This is a genomic window from Bacillus sp. NTK034, assembly GCF_017303275.1.
Lineage (GTDB): Bacteria > Bacillota > Bacilli > Bacillales > Cytobacillaceae > Cytobacillus.
The window spans coordinates 1-17,241 of the sequence record NZ_JAFKOJ010000022.1; the positions used below are offsets into that span (position 1 = coordinate 1).

At 43.4% G+C, this 17,241-nt stretch carries 16 protein-coding genes, 1 tRNA gene, 1 other RNA gene, 2 pseudogenes and 1 other annotated feature; of the genes and pseudogenes, 7 read left to right on the forward strand and 13 right to left on the reverse strand.

Annotated features, from left to right (window positions below):
• Window positions 1-252: 252 nt before the first annotated feature.
• The 7 genes from JI665_RS27885 to tadA all read right to left on the reverse strand — a co-directional run bounded on the left by JI665_RS27885 (window position 253) and on the right by tadA (window position 4,693).
• Window positions 253-516 (reverse strand): pro-sigmaK processing inhibitor BofA family protein, encoded by a 264-nt coding sequence (locus tag JI665_RS27885; RefSeq protein WP_206846176.1) that lies wholly within the window; start codon window positions 514-516, stop codon window positions 253-255.
• Window positions 517-637: 121 nt separating this feature from the next.
• The gene (locus JI665_RS27890) at window positions 638-856 is read right to left on the reverse strand and encodes a YaaL family protein (protein ID WP_206846178.1); all 219 of its coding nucleotides are present in this window, start codon (window positions 854-856) and stop codon (window positions 638-640) included.
• A 17-nt stretch (window positions 857-873) separates the two neighbouring features.
• Window positions 874-1,470 (reverse strand): recombination mediator RecR, encoded by a 597-nt coding sequence (recR, locus tag JI665_RS27895; RefSeq protein WP_009336775.1) that lies wholly within the window; start codon window positions 1,468-1,470, stop codon window positions 874-876.
• A 162-nt stretch (window positions 1,471-1,632) separates the two neighbouring features.
• Window positions 1,633-1,956 (reverse strand): YbaB/EbfC family nucleoid-associated protein, encoded by a 324-nt coding sequence (locus JI665_RS27900; protein WP_053433273.1) that lies wholly within the window; start codon window positions 1,954-1,956, stop codon window positions 1,633-1,635.
• 22 nt (window positions 1,957-1,978) lie between these two features.
• Window positions 1,979-3,676, reverse strand: a complete 1,698-nt coding sequence (gene dnaX, locus JI665_RS27905) for a DNA polymerase III subunit gamma/tau (RefSeq protein ID WP_206846180.1) — start codon at window positions 3,674-3,676, stop codon at window positions 1,979-1,981.
• 136 nt (window positions 3,677-3,812) lie between these two features.
• Window positions 3,813-4,077: signal recognition particle sRNA large type (gene ffs, locus JI665_RS27910), an RNA gene on the reverse strand.
• Between the two features lie 79 nt (window positions 4,078-4,156).
• Window positions 4,157-4,693: a tRNA adenosine(34) deaminase TadA gene (gene tadA, locus JI665_RS27915; protein ID WP_206846181.1), complete on the reverse strand. Its 537-nt coding sequence runs from the start codon at window positions 4,691-4,693 to the stop codon at window positions 4,157-4,159.
• 76 nt (window positions 4,694-4,769) lie between these two features.
• Between tadA and JI665_RS27920 the strand changes: the two genes are divergently transcribed.
• The 6 genes and pseudogenes from JI665_RS27920 to JI665_RS28815 all read left to right on the forward strand — a co-directional run.
• Complete coding sequence (locus tag JI665_RS27920; RefSeq protein ID WP_206846182.1) at window positions 4,770-5,345, forward strand: isochorismatase family cysteine hydrolase; 576 nt, start codon at window positions 4,770-4,772, stop codon at window positions 5,343-5,345.
• A 46-nt stretch (window positions 5,346-5,391) separates the two neighbouring features.
• Complete coding sequence (locus JI665_RS27925; protein WP_206846183.1) at window positions 5,392-6,678, forward strand: LysM peptidoglycan-binding domain-containing protein; 1,287 nt, start codon at window positions 5,392-5,394, stop codon at window positions 6,676-6,678.
• A 189-nt stretch (window positions 6,679-6,867) separates the two neighbouring features.
• Window positions 6,868-7,509 carry a deoxynucleoside kinase gene (locus tag JI665_RS27930; RefSeq protein ID WP_206846185.1) on the forward strand — a complete coding sequence of 214 codons (642 nt, stop codon included), beginning with the start codon at window positions 6,868-6,870 and terminating at the stop codon, window positions 7,507-7,509.
• Window positions 7,506-8,174 carry a deoxynucleoside kinase gene (locus tag JI665_RS27935; RefSeq protein ID WP_035333477.1) on the forward strand — a complete coding sequence of 223 codons (669 nt, stop codon included), beginning with the start codon at window positions 7,506-7,508 and terminating at the stop codon, window positions 8,172-8,174. Before JI665_RS27930 ends, JI665_RS27935 begins: the two co-directional genes overlap by 4 nt.
• A 258-nt stretch (window positions 8,175-8,432) precedes the next feature.
• Window positions 8,433-8,573, forward strand: a pseudogene (locus JI665_RS29155) (helix-turn-helix domain-containing protein); the annotation flags it as partial.
• 98 nt (window positions 8,574-8,671) lie between these two features.
• A pseudogene (locus tag JI665_RS28815) lies at window positions 8,672-8,848 on the forward strand (IS3 family transposase); the annotation flags it as partial.
• Window positions 8,849-9,219: 371 nt separating this feature from the next.
• Here the strand turns inward: JI665_RS28815 and JI665_RS27945 are convergent.
• The 6 genes from JI665_RS27945 to guaB form a co-directional block, all read right to left on the reverse strand.
• Window positions 9,220-9,312, reverse strand: a tRNA-Ser gene (locus tag JI665_RS27945).
• Between the two features lie 88 nt (window positions 9,313-9,400).
• The gene (serS, locus tag JI665_RS27950) at window positions 9,401-10,678 is read right to left on the reverse strand and encodes a serine--tRNA ligase (RefSeq protein WP_061794434.1); all 1,278 of its coding nucleotides are present in this window, start codon (window positions 10,676-10,678) and stop codon (window positions 9,401-9,403) included.
• A gap of 52 nt (window positions 10,679-10,730) precedes the next feature.
• Window positions 10,731-10,956 (reverse strand) — a binding site (T-box leader).
• Window positions 10,957-11,017: 61 nt separating this feature from the next.
• Window positions 11,018-11,605 carry a pyridoxal 5'-phosphate synthase glutaminase subunit PdxT gene (pdxT, locus tag JI665_RS27955; protein WP_206846188.1) on the reverse strand — a complete coding sequence of 196 codons (588 nt, stop codon included), beginning with the start codon at window positions 11,603-11,605 and terminating at the stop codon, window positions 11,018-11,020.
• A gap of 12 nt (window positions 11,606-11,617) precedes the next feature.
• Window positions 11,618-12,499 (reverse strand): pyridoxal 5'-phosphate synthase lyase subunit PdxS, encoded by an 882-nt coding sequence (gene pdxS, locus JI665_RS27960; RefSeq protein ID WP_009336764.1) that lies wholly within the window; start codon window positions 12,497-12,499, stop codon window positions 11,618-11,620.
• A gap of 161 nt (window positions 12,500-12,660) precedes the next feature.
• Complete coding sequence (locus JI665_RS27965) at window positions 12,661-13,965, reverse strand: D-alanyl-D-alanine carboxypeptidase family protein (protein ID WP_244671348.1); 1,305 nt, start codon at window positions 13,963-13,965, stop codon at window positions 12,661-12,663.
• 301 nt (window positions 13,966-14,266) lie between these two features.
• Window positions 14,267-15,730, reverse strand: a complete 1,464-nt coding sequence (gene guaB / locus JI665_RS27970; protein WP_206846194.1) for an IMP dehydrogenase — start codon at window positions 15,728-15,730, stop codon at window positions 14,267-14,269.
• A gap of 112 nt (window positions 15,731-15,842) precedes the next feature.
• Here guaB and JI665_RS27975 point away from each other — a divergent pair, with 112 nt between their 5' ends.
• On the forward strand, window positions 15,843-16,802 hold the full coding sequence (locus JI665_RS27975; protein ID WP_206846196.1) for a YaaC family protein: 960 nt from the start codon (window positions 15,843-15,845) through the stop codon (window positions 16,800-16,802).
• Window positions 16,803-17,241 lie beyond the last annotated feature (439 nt).

Here is a 17,241-nt window from a genome sequence, read left to right on the forward strand (position 1 = left end):
GTCTTTTCAAAAAAGACTAAAGAATTAACGTTGACGTTTTTGTTCGTTCAGTTTTCAAAGATCAATCCGCCGCTCAGAAGCGACTTTATTAATATATCATTCTCACGAATAAATGTCAACATCTTTTTTAAGATGTTTTTTCATTACGTCATGGTGACGACCTTTAATATATTATCACCAGCGCTAAGATCTGTCAACAGAATCACTAAAAAAAATTATAAATAAAAACAGCCGCTTCGAACGGCTGTCCAATTACATAATCCATGTCTGTATGGCAACAAGCGCAAACAATCCAGGTATGCCTAGAAATCCGGAAATGGCCGAAGTGGCAAGGTTTATGGGTACATGTATGCCAACCTGATTGCCAAATGCATTTAAAAAAAATAAAAAGAGGGCTCCTATAATCAGTTTAATGGCTCCCTGCCCTATGAACCTTACAGGTTTTAATGGGGCACCTATAAATAGAAGCAATAAGATTAACCCTCCTAAAATGGAGATTACTGCAATAGGGTCCAAAAGAAAAATCCTCCTCTCAGGAAACTTGTACTACTAATTTATGATTAGCGCGTACAAAAAAGACCTGAGAGGAGGACAAGTATTTTGTATTGAACGATTTTCTTTCCGCAACGGGAACAAACTAGATTCTGACTTTTACATTTCTCTTTTTAGCTTCCCTGAATAGAAAAAAGTATTTAGCTTCGGCCAGCTTTGCCTGGCTGATTGCTTCCGGGGAAGGATCAAAGCTCTTTTCCACTAGTGATTTCTGGTTGTTCCAATCTGTTTTCAATCTGTTCAGCTGCTCCAAAAGCTTCTCATCAAACTCGCTCCGAAGCCATCCTTTCCTGCGAAAAAACATAAATTCCGCCTCCGTGCTTAAACTTCTCTTCTGCCCTCTAACGCTTTCGAAAGCGTTACTTCATCCGCATATTCCAAGTCTCCGCCTACTGGCAGGCCATGAGCAATCCGGGTAGCCTTTATGCCGGATGGCTTGATCAGGCGGGAGATATACATGGCTGTTGCTTCCCCTTCAATATTTGGATTGGTGGCAAGAATAATTTCCTGGACTGTTTCATCCTGAAGCCTCTTTAGTAAATCAGGAATATTGATATCTTCAGGCCCTATTCCATCCATTGGAGAAATGGCTCCGTGAAGGACATGATACAGTCCGTTATATTCCTTCATCTTTTCCATGGCAATAACGTCCTTCGGATCCTGGACCACACAGATTACTGACCGGTCGCGTCTCTGGTCCTCACAAATATAACAAGGGTCCTGATCAGTGATATGTCCGCAGACAGAGCAGTAAGATAAATTTCTTTTCGCATTGACAAGTGCCTTGGCAAAATCCAGCACAGTATCTTCTTTCATACTCAAAACAAAAAACGCCAGACGCGCAGCCGTTTTTGGGCCGATTCCGGGCAATTTCATAAAGCTGTCAATCAGCTTTGATATCGGTTCAGGATAATGCATGTATGATTTCCTCCTATATGAAAAGGAAAAGCGCCGCGAGCATGACGGCCTGATGAAGATTCCCATCAGACTATGTTCGCTGGCGCTCAGCCTGTCCGTTCTTTCGTGCATATCTCTATTATAGATAAAACATGCAAGAAAGAATTCTTTCAGGACGTTTAATTAAAACATTCCCGGCAGGTTCATTCCTTTAGTAAATTGGCCCATTGTGTCGTTTGTTAAGTCATCCGCTTTTTTCAGTGCATCGTTAGTTGCCGCCAGAACAAGGTCCTGAAGCATTTCAATATCTTCCGGATCAACAACTTCTTCTTTAATATTTACTTCTAATACTTGTTTATGTCCGGATACAATGACAGTCACCATTCCGCCGCCAGCTGTTCCTTCAATTCTTTTTTCGCCAAGCTCTTCCTGTGCCTGTGCCATCTTCTTTTGCATTTTCTGCATTTGCTTCATCATATTTTGCATATTTCCCATTCCACCGCGCATTTCACATACCTCCAACTATTTTCTATTCTTTAATTTCAATTAGTTCAGCGCCAAATAACTTGACTGCTTCAGCCACATGGGGCTCTTCCTCAGTTCTGCCGAAGCCCTCGCCAGACTCATCTCCGTCACGCTGGCTGCGCAGGAAATCCTCCCTGACACTTTGCCATTGTTCATCCGGAATGCCGACCAGCTGCAATCTCTTGCCTAATAGCTCAAACAGGACATTCGCCAGTGTGTCGAGGAATTTCGCATTATCCATGGCCATTTGACAGTGAATTTCATATTTGAATTTTACGATAAGTGCTGTTTCGGATGCGGCAACAGGTTCTGCTTCATTGAGAAGCGCCGCCTGAGAGCGCATCTGGTTTTGAACAAGAAGGTTCAGCATTTCGCCCCAGCGGCTCTTTACAGCTACCAGGTCGTTTTTCGTTGCCTGTTTCAGTACTTCATTCACTTTTCCAACTGGTGCCTGGAATCCTTTTCGTGAACTTCTCTGTGTTTTTTTCTGTACAGCAGGAGCTCCATCATCTTTCACCGCTATGCCGTTTTTCTTTAATTCCGCCAGCTCATGCTGAAGCTGTTCGATTTTTTGCATCAGCGGCTTGATGTCTGCAGACTGTCCTGCTCTCTCTCGCTGTTCAAGCTGGCACAGCTTCACAATCGCCACCTCCAGGAAAATCCTCGGATGGTTGGTCCATCGCATTTCCTGCTGGGCTTTGTTCAGTACCTCAATAAGCTCATATAGCTCTTCCGGCTCCACTTCCTGGGCAAGCTGCTGGAAGTCTTCATCAAGCATGACTCTTTCCAATGATTCCTCCAGCCTTGGAGCTGCTTTATATAAAAGCATATCCCGGTAATACAGAATAAAGTCTTCTATAAAACGGGATGGATCTTTTCCCTGAAAAAGAAGCTCTTCCAGAAATTCCAGCCCGGCTGCGGCATCCCTGTCTTTAACCGCTCTTGCCAGTTTATTTAGAAATCCTTGCGATACTGCACCTGTCACAGACAGGGCATCTTCTACTGTAACGCGATCCTGGCTGAAGGAAATTGCCTGATCAAGCAGGCTAAGAGCATCACGCATACCGCCTTCTGCAGCTCTCGCGATGATCTGCATTGCCTGGTCCTCATATGATGCATCTGTTTCATCCGCAATCAGCTTCATTCTTCCTGTTATCGCCTGAGCAGTAATCCTTTTAAAATCAAATCGCTGGCACCGGGAAATAATCGTTAGCGGAATTTTATGAGGCTCCGTTGTGGCTAAAATAAAAATGACATGCTTAGGCGGCTCTTCAAGCGTCTTTAACAGGGCATTGAAAGCTCCAATAGAAAGCATATGCACCTCATCGACGATGTAAACTTTATACTTTACAGCGTTTGGGGCATATTTCACTTTGTCCCTGATATCCCTGATTTCTTCTACACCATTATTAGAGGCAGCATCAATTTCAATGACATCAGGGATCGAACCGTCTGTAATGCCTCTGCAGGCTGCACACTCATTGCACGGTTCAGTGACAGGTGCCTTCTCACAGTTAACAGCCTTTGCAAGAATTTTTGCTGCACTTGTTTTACCGGTTCCGCGGGGGCCGGAAAACAAATAGGCGTGTGATATCTTCTCCTGAAGCAGGGCGTTTTGCAAAGTCTTTGTCACATGTTCCTGCCCGACAACATCGATAAACTGCTGCGGACGCCAAACACGATATAAAGCTTGATAACTCACTGACACGCCCCCTTCCTATGTATAGTCCTTCATCTATTATAACGTATCTAAATTCCTTTTTACAAAACCTAGAGCAAATAATTAAAACAAAAAACCCACCCCGCTAAAGGATGAGTTTTAATTACAATATAAACTGCCGTGCACCTTCCGTCGACTGACGCCCATAGGCGTTACTTAAGCAGTTAGCTCGGCCCAGGCAACCCTGCGGCACATGGGAGCTTCCACTTAATGCTGCTTCCTTCCGGACCTGACATGATTCATGGATTCCCATTGCGCAGGACCCGGGCGTCAACACCACTTACTTAAGGCAGGCCCTACAGGACATCAGCCTCGGGAAGGGATTCAGCCTCGCTAGAGCGGATTGCGAGTACAGGGCACCGCTACCTCCCCGCCTAGCACGGCAAAGTTGATACCATATTTAGTTGCGTCTTTGTCCGACGCATTTATAAGTATACTAACATTTAGGTGAAAAAGCAATGCCTAACCATTGTCAATTCCTGTATCAAGTTCCATCTGCAGCAATTGCCTTCTTTTTTTCTCTTCTTTCTTGCGCTTTCGCAACCCTCTGAAAAAGCTCGAAAGCATCTCGCCGCATTCTTCTTCCAGCACCCCTGGCACAACTTCACTCTGGTGATTGAACCGCTCATCCTGCAATAGATTCATAAGCGTCCCGGCACATCCGCCCTTTGGATCCTTAGCCCCATACACTACCTTTTTAATACGCGATAAGATGATGGACCCCGAACACATCGGACAAGGCTCCAAGGTAACATAAAGAATGGCATTCTCCAGCCTCCAGGTTCCGAGTTTTTTACATGCCTGATCAATGGCAAGCAATTCCGCATGCGCAATCGCAGTCTGATTCACTTCTCTCAAATTATGTGCCCGGGCAATAATTTCCCCGTCCAGGACAATGACTGCGCCAATCGGAACTTCTTCCAGCCCCTCCGCCAGCTTTGCTTCTTTAATGGCCTCCCGCATATACAGTTCATCTTCAGTGAATGATGCTTGTATCAATTATCTTCATTCCTTCTCTTAACATCTGTGTAAAAGCCGCCCCTCTTACGAAAAATAAGCTTAAAGGAGCGATACTATGAAAAATCCGCAAGCCTATAAACCGGCTCTTATCATTATTGACATGATTAACGACTTTAATTTTGACCATGGAAAGATACTTGCTGAAAAAGCATTGTATATCGCAAAACCCATCAATGAGTTCAAGACTGCTTTTTATGAGCAGGATCTCCCGGTCATTTATGTGAATGATCATTATAATCTCTGGCAGGCTGATCTGGATACAATTATGGATCATTGCCGCAATCCTGTGAGCGCGCCTATCCTTCGTGAGATGCACCCGTCACTGGATGATTATTTTTTAATAAAGCCAAAGCATTCAGTCTTTTATGGCACTGCCTTAAATACCCTTTTGCACCAGCTCGGCGTCAACATGCTTGTCATGACGGGAATCGCCGGCAATATCTGTGTCCTTTTTTCGGCCAATGATGCCTATATGAGAGAATATCATTTACATATACCACATGACTGCACCGTTTCTAATGATGACCACGATAATGAAAATTCCTTAAAGATGATGGAAAACGTATTAAAGGCCAATATATCTTCCTTCTCTGAAAACAATTATAACATTTCTTCTATGTTTCCTTCATAAAATGGCAGTAGTGTTCTAAGACGCGTTTTTCAGGGAGGGAGATAGATTGCAGATTCATGTGATCCAGCAAAACCAGTCCTTGTTCGGCATAGCCCAGGCATACGGAACGACGGTTGAAGATCTGATTGAGGCAAATGAAATTCCCAATCCAAATAGTCTGGTGATCGGCCAGACGCTTGTTATTCCGATAATAGGAAGCTTTTATTGGGTTCAGCCTGGTGACAGCCTTTACTCAATTTCAAGAAGGTTCGGCATTTCTTATCAGCAGCTCGCATCTGTCAATGGCATTTCGGTGAACCAGCCGCTGCAGGTGGGGTTCCGCCTTTATATCCCGCCACGCCCGAAAACGAGTGCAGAGTTCAATGCCTATGTGGAGCCAAGAGGCGATACAGTCGCCCCTGAACTGGTAGAAAGCGCAAGAGAGGCTGCGCCTTATTTGACCTATCTGGCCCCATTCAGTTTTCAGGCCCTTCGGGATGGTTCTTTGAAGGAGCCGCTCCTGAATGATTTCCCGGCCATTGCGAGAGCCAATAATAATGTATTGATGATGGTTATTACCAATCAGGAAAACGATCAGTTCAGTGATGAACTCGGCAGAATATTGTTAAATGATATGCCGATTCAGAATAAGTTCCTGGATAACATTACTGCCACAGCAAAAAAATATGGCTTCAGAGATATACATTTTGACTTTGAGTTTTTGCGCCCGGCTGACCGGGAAGCCTATAATAATTTTCTCAGAAAAGCAAAGGCAAGATTCGGGCAGGAAGGCTGGCTGATTTCTACAGCCTTGGCGCCAAAAACAAGTGCAGAACAGCAAGGCCTCTGGTATGAAGCCCATGATTATAAAGCCCATGGGGAGATTGTTGATTTTGTCGTGATTATGACCTATGAATGGGGCTACAGCGGAGGCCCTGCAATGGCTGTTTCACCGATCGGACCAGTGCGGCAGGTTTTGGAATATGCGATCAGCGAAATGCCTTCTTCTAAAATCATGATGGGCCAGAACTTGTATGGCTATGACTGGACGCTTCCTTTTGTCCAGGGCACCACCGCAAAAGCAGTCAGTCCACAGCAGGCCATACAAATCGCAGCGGAAAATAATGTGGCCATCCAATATGATTACCAGGCACAGGCTCCATTTTTTAACTACACTGCACCTGACGGGAAAAGACATGAGGTTTGGTTTGAGGATGCGCGCTCCATCCAGGCCAAATTCGATTTAATCAAAGAATTGAAGCTGCGGGGAATGAGCTACTGGAAACTCGGTCTTTCTTTCCCGCAAAATTGGCTCTTGATTACGGAAAACTTCAATGTTACAAAAAGAGCGTAATTTCTCAGCAGCTGCCTCTCAGGCGGCTTTTTTTTATTATTCAGATTTTATATGCTTATTTTCATATTTCCAGCTTGAATTCCATATCCCTTCCACTCTATACTGTGTTAAAATAAGCTTTGTGTCGTTTTGGAACGTACCTATAAACGGTTTCTATAGATAAATAAGCAATGCAGGAGGACGATCAATATGGGGGGAATACCTTTTATTACAGTAGAGGGGCCGATTGGCGTTGGGAAAACATCTCTCGCTAAAGCGATTTCTGAGAAATTTCAGTACGCACTGCTAAAAGAAATTGTTGATGAAAATCCCTTTTTGGGTAAATTCTATGAAAACATTGAAGAATGGAGCTTCCAGACTGAAATGTTTTTCCTCTGCAACCGCTACAAACAGCTGGTTGATATCAACAATCACTACTTAGCTCAAAATAAGCCTGTTGTGGCTGATTATCATATTTTCAAGAATCTGATTTTTGCCCAGCGCACTTTAAATCAGAATGAATATCAGAAATATTTGAAGATCTATGACATACTGACAGGTGATATGCCAAAGCCAAATGTCATTATCTATCTCAATGCAAGCCTTGAAACATTGCTCGACCGAATCGAGCTGAGGGGCCGTGAAATTGAAAAGAATATCAGTCCACTATATCTCGAGCAATTATCCCTTGATTATGAAACGGCTATGAATGAGTTCGAAAGGCAGCATCCGGATATTCCAGTGATCCGCTTCAATGGAGATCAGCTGGATTTTGTGAAAAACGAAGCAGACCTAATGCATATATTCGATACATTGTCGACATCATTGAAAAAGAGGAGCATACACATATGAATCTAAGGCAGAAATACGAAATCCCTTCAAACGCCGTGATTACGATTGCCGGAACCGTCGGAGTCGGAAAATCAACGATGACCAATGCGCTTGCAGACGCACTGGGGTTCCGAACCTCTTTCGAAAAGGTTGATACGAACCCTTACCTGGATAAATTCTACGCAGATTTCAACCGCTGGAGCTTCCACCTGCAGGTTTACTTCCTGGCAGAACGGTTCAAGGACCAGAAGCGCATCTTCGAATATGGCGGGGGCTTTGTTCAGGACCGATCCATTTATGAAGACACCGGCATATTTGCGAAAATGCATTATGAAAAAGGCACCATGTCAAAGGTAGATTACGAAACTTACACCAGCTTATTTGATGCGATGGTGATGACACCATACTTCCCGCACCCTGATCTGCTTATTTATCTTGAAGGATCGCTTGATGACATTCTTTCCCGCATCCAGGAGCGCGGCCGTCCGATGGAGCAGCAGACGCCTATTTCCTACTGGGAAGAGATGCACCAGCGCTACGAAAACTGGATCAACAGCTTTAACGCATGCCCGGTCCTGCGCCTGAATATCAATGACTATGACATCATTCAGAACGAGCAATCCATTGAGCCGATTGTCGAACGCATTTCATACTTCTTAAGACAAACTCAATTATTAAAAAAATAACCGCCATTATTGAACTGCACCGAAATTGTTAGACACAAAACTAACAATGGAGGTGCAGTTTTTAATTTGGCTAAATTTACATTTAAGGATAAGTTATGGGCAGTGAAGGAATATGAAAAGGGAACATTATCTTTCCGAGATATTGGGAAACAGCTGGGTACTGGTCATAAAACAATACAGAAATGGTTCCATTTATATCAGTCACATGGAGAAGATTCCTTAAGAAAAAGTTATACAAACTACACGGCTGCGTTTAAAATGGAGGTACTCAAATATATGGACGATCATTGGGTATCTGTGAATGAAACAGCGGCGAAGTTTAAAATTCCCGATCCCTCCACCATCCTTGCCTGGAGGAGAGCTGTCGAAACAGAAGGAATGGAAGCCCTATTACCAAAGAAAAAGTGGCGACCTCCCATGACAAAAGATAGAAAAAAGAATAAGCCAGTCAATCAAAGCCATGAATCCCTAATAGAAGAAGTCGAACGCTTGAGAATAACTTTTTTGGCATACTTAAGACAGAACTTCTCTATCTGCAGGAATTCGAAAGTATTGAACATTTTATTCAGGAATTGCACGAATATATTTTTTACTACAACAATGTACGCATGAAGAAAAAATTAAAAGACCTGAATCCAGTAGAATACCGGATTCAGGTCCAACAAATAGCCTAAAATATTTGTCTAACTTTTTTGGTTCAATTCATTATCGGCAGTTTTTTGCTGTTCTTTTAGTTAACGGCTCGGAATACTCAGCAGAAATGAGGATCGCTGACGAAATTCTTCCCGCGGTCCTTCAAAAAGTAGTATTATCGTCCACATTCACACATATATCGGTCAGATTCCCTTTATATCGGTCACTTTCACAGGGTATCGGTCAAAGCACTAATTTATCGGTCAATTTTTCAAAATATCGGCTACTTCGCGGAGGATTAACTTAACACTCCCCACATAGAGAAAAAAATATATATACAAAAAAACCGCTGCGGTTATCAGCGGTTTTATGTATCTCCAATATTTATGCGCGTGTTAGATGTCAATTAAAATGGAGGAGGAAAGGGGATTCGAACCCCTGCGCGGTTTGACCCGCCTGTCGGTTTTCAAGACCGATCCCTTCAGCCGGACTTGGGTATTCCTCCGCATCGACAAGAAATACTATATCATTTCTAAATAAGTATGTCAACATTATTTTCATAAAAAAAGAGCGGATCAAAATCCGCTCTTCAATTAAGGCTTAATAACTTCGCGATTACCCATATAAGGACGCAATACTTCGGGAATGATGACACTTCCGTCAGCCTGCTGGTAATTTTCTAGAATAGCTGCCACCGTGCGGCCAATCGCAAGGCCAGATCCATTCAGTGTGTGCACATGCTCCGGCTTGCCTTTTGCCTCGCGGCGGAAGCGGATATTTGCACGTCTTGCCTGGAATCCTTCAAAATTACTGCAAGAAGAAATTTCTCTATACGTGTTATAGCTTGGAATCCAAACTTCAATATCGTATTTCTTCGCAGCTGTGAATCCAAGATCGCCCGTACACATGCTCATCACACGGTATGGAAGGCCGAGCATCTGAAGGACTTTTTCCGCATGGCCGGTCAGCTTTTCAAGCTCGTCATAAGACTCCTCAGGCTTAACAAACTTCACAAGTTCTACCTTGTTAAATTGATGCTGGCGGATCAGCCCGCGTGTGTCACGGCCGGCAGAACCTGCTTCAGAACGGAAGCAGGCACTGAATGCCGCATAGTTAATCGGAAGCTCATCTGCATTCAGAATTTCTTCCCTGTGCATATTGGTGACAGGCACCTCGGCAGTTGGGATCAGGAAGTAATCCTCGCTTTCAATCAGGAAAGCATCTTCTTCAAATTTCGGAAGCTGTCCTGTTCCTGTCATGCTTGCACGGTTAACCATGTACGGAGGAAGAACCTCCTTATAGCCATGCTCATCTGTGTGCAAATCCAGCATGAAGTTGAATAGCGCACGCTCAAGGCGAGCTCCAAGACCTTTGTAGAATACAAAGCGGCTGCCTGTTACTTTGCTGGCACGTTCGAAATCAAGCAGGTCAAGATCTGTTGCTACATCCCAGTGCGGCTTTGGTTCGAAATCAAATTCACGGACTTCCCCCCATTTGCGGATTTCCACATTATCGTCTTCTGTTTCACCGACAGGCACGCTTTCATGCGGAATGTTCGGGATGCTCAGCAGCAATTGATCCAATTCTTCCTCGACCGTGCGGAGCTCCTCATCCAATGCTTTAATTTTATCGCCGACTTCTCTCATTTCCGTGATTAAATGGTCTGCATCCTGCTTTTCCCGCTTTAAGGCTGCAACCTGCTGGGATACTTCATTTCTTTTGCTCTTCAGCTGCTCTGCTTCTACAATCAGCTCACGTCTTTTTACATCCAGATCTTCGAATTTTCCAAGATCGGTTAAATCTTCGCCTCGATGCTGAAGCTTGTTTTTCACTTCTTCAAAATTGGCTCTTAAAAACTTAATGTCCAGCATTTTTAGTACCTCCTACAAAATAGTTTAAAACACAAAAAACTCCCGTCCCCAAAAAAGGGACGAGAGTTACCCGCGTTGCCACCCTAGTTGAAAGCATAAGCTTTCCACCTTAAATCCATAACGGTTTTAACCGAAAGCATTTACTTTTCCCGATTAGTACCGGGTGTTCCATGCTTTGCTCGAGGATGGATTCACAGGGTTTATTCACCGGTTTCCACCAGCCACCGGCTCTCTTTTAGAACAAAGTTCCTGTTACTAGTTCCTCTCATTGCTTTTCAGCTATAAGAATTTTGTAATTCATAATGTACTACAATTATGTTCCTTTTGCAACCAAAATATTCAAATTGCTAATTGCTTGGACTCTTTGATCATTTCAACGAAATACCCTGTCAGGCGATGGTCATCCGTCAGTTCCGGATGGAAGGAGCATCCAAGGAATCTGCCTTCACGTGCCGCCACAATCCGTCCATTGTGCTTGGCCAGAATTTCAACATTCTCGCCGGCCTCCACAATATGCGGCGCTCGAATGAAGACAGCTGCAAAATCTTCTGCCACTCCAGCGATATCAAGATCCGCCTCGAAGCTTTCGCGCTGGCGACCAAATGAATTTCTTTCCACCTGGACGTCCATCACACCGATATGCGGCTCATCATAGCCAATGATATTAGTTGCAAGAAGAATTAAGCCTGCACATGTACCGAACATCGGCTTTCCTGATTGGGCAAACTCCTTAAGGCTGTCCATAAAATCATATTTATCAATCAAGCGTCTCATGGTCGTGCTTTCGCCGCCAGGCAAAATAAGCCCGTCCACCTCATCAAGCTGCTCTTTGCGTTTGATGACTACAGCTTCGGCGCCGCATGCTTCTACAGAGATAACATGCTCCCTTACCGCACCCTGAAGCCCTAATACTCCAACCTTTATCATGTTCAATTCTCCTTACCAGCCGCGCTCCTGCATACGTGCTTCAGGAGCCAATGAAGAAATTTCAATTCCCTTCATTGGTGTGCCTAGTTCTTTTGAAAGTTCAGCAATCAATTTGTAGTCCTGGTAATGTGTAGTTGCTTCCACAATGGCACGCGCAAATTTCGCAGGGTTTTCAGATTTGAAGATGCCTGATCCTACGAACACCCCATCAGCACCAAGCTCCATCATTAGAGCTGCATCTGCAGGTGTTGCAACGCCTCCTGCTGCGAAGTTTACGACTGGAAGGCGTCCAAGGCTCTTGATTTCCAAAAGAAGCTCATATGGCGCTCCCAGAAGCTTAGCTTCCGTCATTAATTCATCTTCGTTCATGCCGACAACCTTGCGCACCTGTGCATTCACCTTGCGGATATGGCGGACAGCTTCAACGATGTTTCCAGTTCCAGGCTCACCTTTTGTGCGAAGCATGGAAGCACCTTCACCAATACGGCGTGCTGCTTCGCCTAAATCACGGCATCCGCAAACGAACGGAACTGTGTAATCTCTTTTGTTAAGGTGGTATTCTTCATCAGCAGGAGTTAAAACTTCGCTCTCATCTATGTAATCGACACCCATCGCTTCAAGCAAACGAGCTTCTACAATATGGCCGATACGCGCTTTTGCCATTACCGGGATTGAAACTGCACCCATTACTTCTTCCATAATACGAGGATCTGCCATGCGTGCCACACCGCCTGCTGCACGGATATCAGAAGGAACGCGCTCAAGTGCCATAACTGCTACTGCACCAGCTTCTTCTGCGATTTTTGCCTGCTCTGCGTTAACAACGTCCATAATAACGCCGCCTTTTTGCATTTCTGCCATTCCCCGTTTAACACGATCTGTACCTGTCTTCATGTTTATCCCCCTTCGTAAATACCATCTGCTTTGGATGGGTTAAATATTATGATAAAAATAATTTTTCAAAAAAAGGAAAATAGATTATTTTACTCGGAATTTTCCCTATTGAAAATATGCAATGAAAAAGGGCTCCTGTCAAGACAGGAAAGCCCTTTTTCTTAAAACCAACCTTTTACAGTTGAGGAAACACTTCCCCAGACATCTCCAAAGAAACCGCCGATACTGCGCATAGTCAGCACGAACCAGTTTGCTTTTTCAACACTTTCAGCGGCTACAACATCCACTTGGATATTGCCTTTTCCTTTATCAGACAGGAACTCAAGCTTTCCGTCTTCTTTGGACTCGATGGTCAAGTAGCCGATTTTTTCTCCTTTTTTAATAGGAGCGGTCAATTCGCCATTTTCATTTAATTTCTTTTTATCCAGAACAAGAACGGGCTTAAAGTTTTCCTTTTCCCCGTTTCTCACTACCATTTCGATTGCCTCTTTAGAAGAAATCTTGACTTGATCTTCTTTCCCTTTTGTAACAGGCACTGTTTTCTGGCCTTTCACCTGATAATTGGCAGGAACGATTTCTTCTTTCGTGAAGTTGCTGAAACCAAAGTCGAACATTTTCTTTGTTTCATCGAATCTGGATTTATAGGTAGCCTGGCCATTCGCGCCTTTCGCGTTCATGACAACACTGATATAGCGGTTGCCGTCTCTCATGGCAGTACCTGTGAAGCAGTACCCGGCAAAGTCAGTAGTTCCCGTTTTAAGGCCATCAGCACCTTCATAGCCATATACTAGTTCCGGAAGCATCCAGTTCCAGTTTTCCATTTTAATTTCATCATCTGTACCCTCTCTGAACGTCTTTCTAGGGGTACTTGCTGTTTCCAACACTTCAGGGAATCGGTTTATCAATTCTTTGGCCAGCATGGCTGTATCTCTTGCTGACATCACGTTTTCATCTTCAGGACCGCCTGCAGGAGGAGATCCCTTTAAATCCCGGTTGTTCAAACCGCTGGAATTCACAAACTTATATTCTTTTAATCCAAGCTCTGCAGCTTTCTCGTTCATCATTTTAACAAAGTTAGTTTCTGAACCGGCAATCGTTTCTGCAATCGCGATCGTTGCTCCATTCGCAGAGTAGATAGCCATTGCTTCATACAATTCACGGATATTGTATTTGCCGTCTCTTCTTAATGGGACATTTGATAGATTGCGATCCTGCGAAACTTTCCATACGTACTCACTTACTGCATATTCCTGGTCCCACTTTACTTTGCCCTCTTCAATGGCTTCAAGAAGCAGGTATTCTGTCATCATTTTTGTCATACTGGCAATGCCCAGTACTTTATCCGCATTTTTTTGATATAAAATTTTTCCGGTCTCTGCATCTACTAAAATAGCAGCATCTGCATTGATATTTAAGATATCTTCTGCATGAGCTTTATTTATACCAGGTAAAAGACCTAATATCATGACCAAGGCAAGGAATCCAGCGATAGACTTACGGTACAATGTTTTCTTCAATTTTACTGCCCTCCAACGTTTTAATACACTTTTGTTATTTTATCATAACTCTGATGCAAAGAATAGATAGAGTAATTACCTATTCCTGCCTCTCTAATGGCTTGATTGGCCCACTGGTATACATTAGTATTTTCCTAGGCTGATTCCCGTGTATTTAGTGATTTCTTCTGCAGGATGCTTAAAACAGCCATCATCCTTATCAGAGACGAAAAAAAAGCAGAAAAGGTTTCCCTCTCCTGCTTTGTATAGATTATAGTGAGTAGTTTGGCGCCTCTTTTGTAATCTGCACATCATGCGGATGGCTTTCTCTTAGGCCCGCACCAGTCATTTTAATGAATTGGGCATTTTCGCGAAGCTCGTGAAGATCTTTTGTTCCGCAATAGCCCATTCCAGAACGGATACCGCCGATAAGCTGATAAATGGTATCAGCTAAAGGCCCTTTATAAGCAATGCGCCCTTCGATTCCCTCTGGAACAAACTTTTTATTATCTTCCTGGAAGTAACGGTCTTTAGAGCCCTTTTCCATGGCTGCAACAGAACCCATTCCTCTGTATACCTTGAAGCGGCGTCCCTGGAAAATTTCCGTTTCGCCAGGGCTTTCAGAAACACCGGCCAGAAGGCTTCCAAGCATAACGGCATGTCCGCCTGCTGCCAATGCTTTCACGATATCGCCTGAATATTTAATTCCGCCATCAGCAATGATTGATTTGCCATGCTTGCGTGCTTCAGTAGCACAATCATATACCGCTGTGATCTGAGGTACCCCTACGCCTGCGACAACACGTGTTGTACAAATCGAGCCAGGCCCGATTCCCACTTTTACGATATCAGCACCCGCTTCAATCAAATCCTTTGTCGCTTCGGCTGTTGCAACGTTACCGGCAATAATGGCCAGATCCGGATAAGTGTTTCTGATCTCGCGTACAGTATCAAGCACGCCTTTTGAATGTCCATGTGCTGTATCCACTACGATGACATCCACATGCGATTTAACAAGCATTTCAACACGCTTCATCGTGTCGCCGGTTACGCCGACCGCTGCACCTGCCAGCAGGCGTCCGCGCTCATCTTTTGCCGAGTTAGGAAACTCAATAACTTTTTCAATATCTTTAATAGTGATTAAACCTTTTAAAACACCTTCATCATCCACTAGCGGCAATTTTTCAATTTTATGCTGCTGAAGAATTTTTTCTGCTTCATCCAATGTAGTTCCAACTGGAGCTGTTACAAGGTTTTCTTTTGTCATCACATCGGAGATTTTTATCGAATAGTCCTGAATGAATCGGAGGTCACGGTTAGTCAAAATGCCAACAAGCTTCTGTTCCTCAGTATTATTGACGATTGGCACACCGGAAATCCGGTACTTGCCCATTAAATGCTCCGCGTCGAATACCTGCTGTTCTGGAGTTAGGAAGAATGGGTCAGTAATAACGCCGCTTTCAGAACGCTTTACTTTATCCACCTGATCAGCCTGCTGTTCAATAGACATATTTTTATGGATAATTCCCAAACCGCCCTGGCGCGCCATAGCGATCGCCATTTCAGCTTCAGTGACCGTATCCATACCGGCACTGATTACTGGAATGTTGAGTGCAATCTTTTCAGTCAAATTTACTTTGAGGCTGACATCACGAGGAAGCACCTCTGATTTCGATGGAACCAGTAAAACATCATCAAAAGTTAAACCTTCTTTTGCAAACTTAGTTTCCCACATCTTTTTTGACCTCCTGGACTCGAAAATATTATTAGTAGGTTATCAATTGGACAAAATACTGTCAAGAACGGATTGATATGTTGGATTTTTCAAAAGATTCGGAGGTTTCACTTTGATACATTCATTTGACATTAAAAACTCCTTTTTATACTTCTTTTCTGCGAACACGTCACAGGAATTTTTAAAGAAATGCTACCAAAAGCAAAACCTGGATCAGGCTGAACAAAAGAGCTATGAAAACAGTTACCCTTTTATATACTATCTAGAACACGGGCAAGTATACTACGAGCAGGCAGAGAAGGCACCATTGGTTATCAAGCCGATTCTCTTTTTTTATGGACTTGTTCACCTTGTGAAGGCCTGCATACTGACTGTTGATCCTAATTATCCGGAGACTACTTCTGTTTTGGCACACGGGGTATCTACCCGGAAAAGAAAAAAGCAGCAATATAATTTTTTTCAGGATGAAGTAAAATTTCAAAAAAGCGGGCTTTTCCCTTATATGGGAGAAAAATTGTTCCACATGAAACATTTGGAAGGCGAAAAAACAACGATGGGAGAGTTATTTGGTCAAATTCCCGAGCTTAATTATTTGTACAGCCAGACAGAGGGCCGAACTACTTTTCTCGAAGCAGAGCTGGAAAAGGATAAATTCATTTTGCCAAGTATGATCCTTGATCGCTTTCATATGACTGAGTCCCGCTTTGTTGAATATCTGCAGGCAAAATCAGACTTTAATATATGCTTTCAGGAGTCAGCTGATTCAGAACTAAAATTTTCTGTAAAAAAATTGAATACATATAATTATAAGCCCTTAAGATATAGTCCTGATGCCGGAAAGTTTTTCTTTCCGCTTGCTAAAGACGGCCTGATTGATTTTCCTGAACTTCTTATTCATTTCCTGCTGCTGTATAACTTAAGCATGATTGCCCGATATGAAACAGAATGGTGGAGCGAACTCATCAAAATGATGCCGAATAAAGACTATCCTTTTATTCAAACATTTCTTCAGATAACATCTGCAAAGGGGCCATATCTGATTTATCAGTATTTGGCTGATAAGAAATTTTAAGCATTTACGTTGTGTGTTTACCTTAGTCTTTGCTGGGCATTACAGAGGGATCAGAGTGTAATGGTGTTTGCTAACAGACCGGGGATTTATCTGAAGCATTCCGTGGTGCTAATCTAGCATGTATTGAATTTATCTAGCTAGAAAGTGATTTTATGTAACAGGTTTTTGATTTTATCTAGCAGGAATTCAATTTTATCTCGCATATATTGAAGTTTATCACACCTTTGGCACAATCCATCTTTGGTGAGAACGGATTTGACTTATAAAAATGCAATACGAAGTGGCGCATATCATTCAATTCTGGCACATATAAGAGTGAATGGGACGCAATAAGATATTAGGTACCGTAACTCATCCAAGCACACAAAAAAGAGCACCCATCAGGTGCTCTTTCATATGCCCGGCAGCGTCCTACTCTCACAGGGGGACAGCCCCCAAC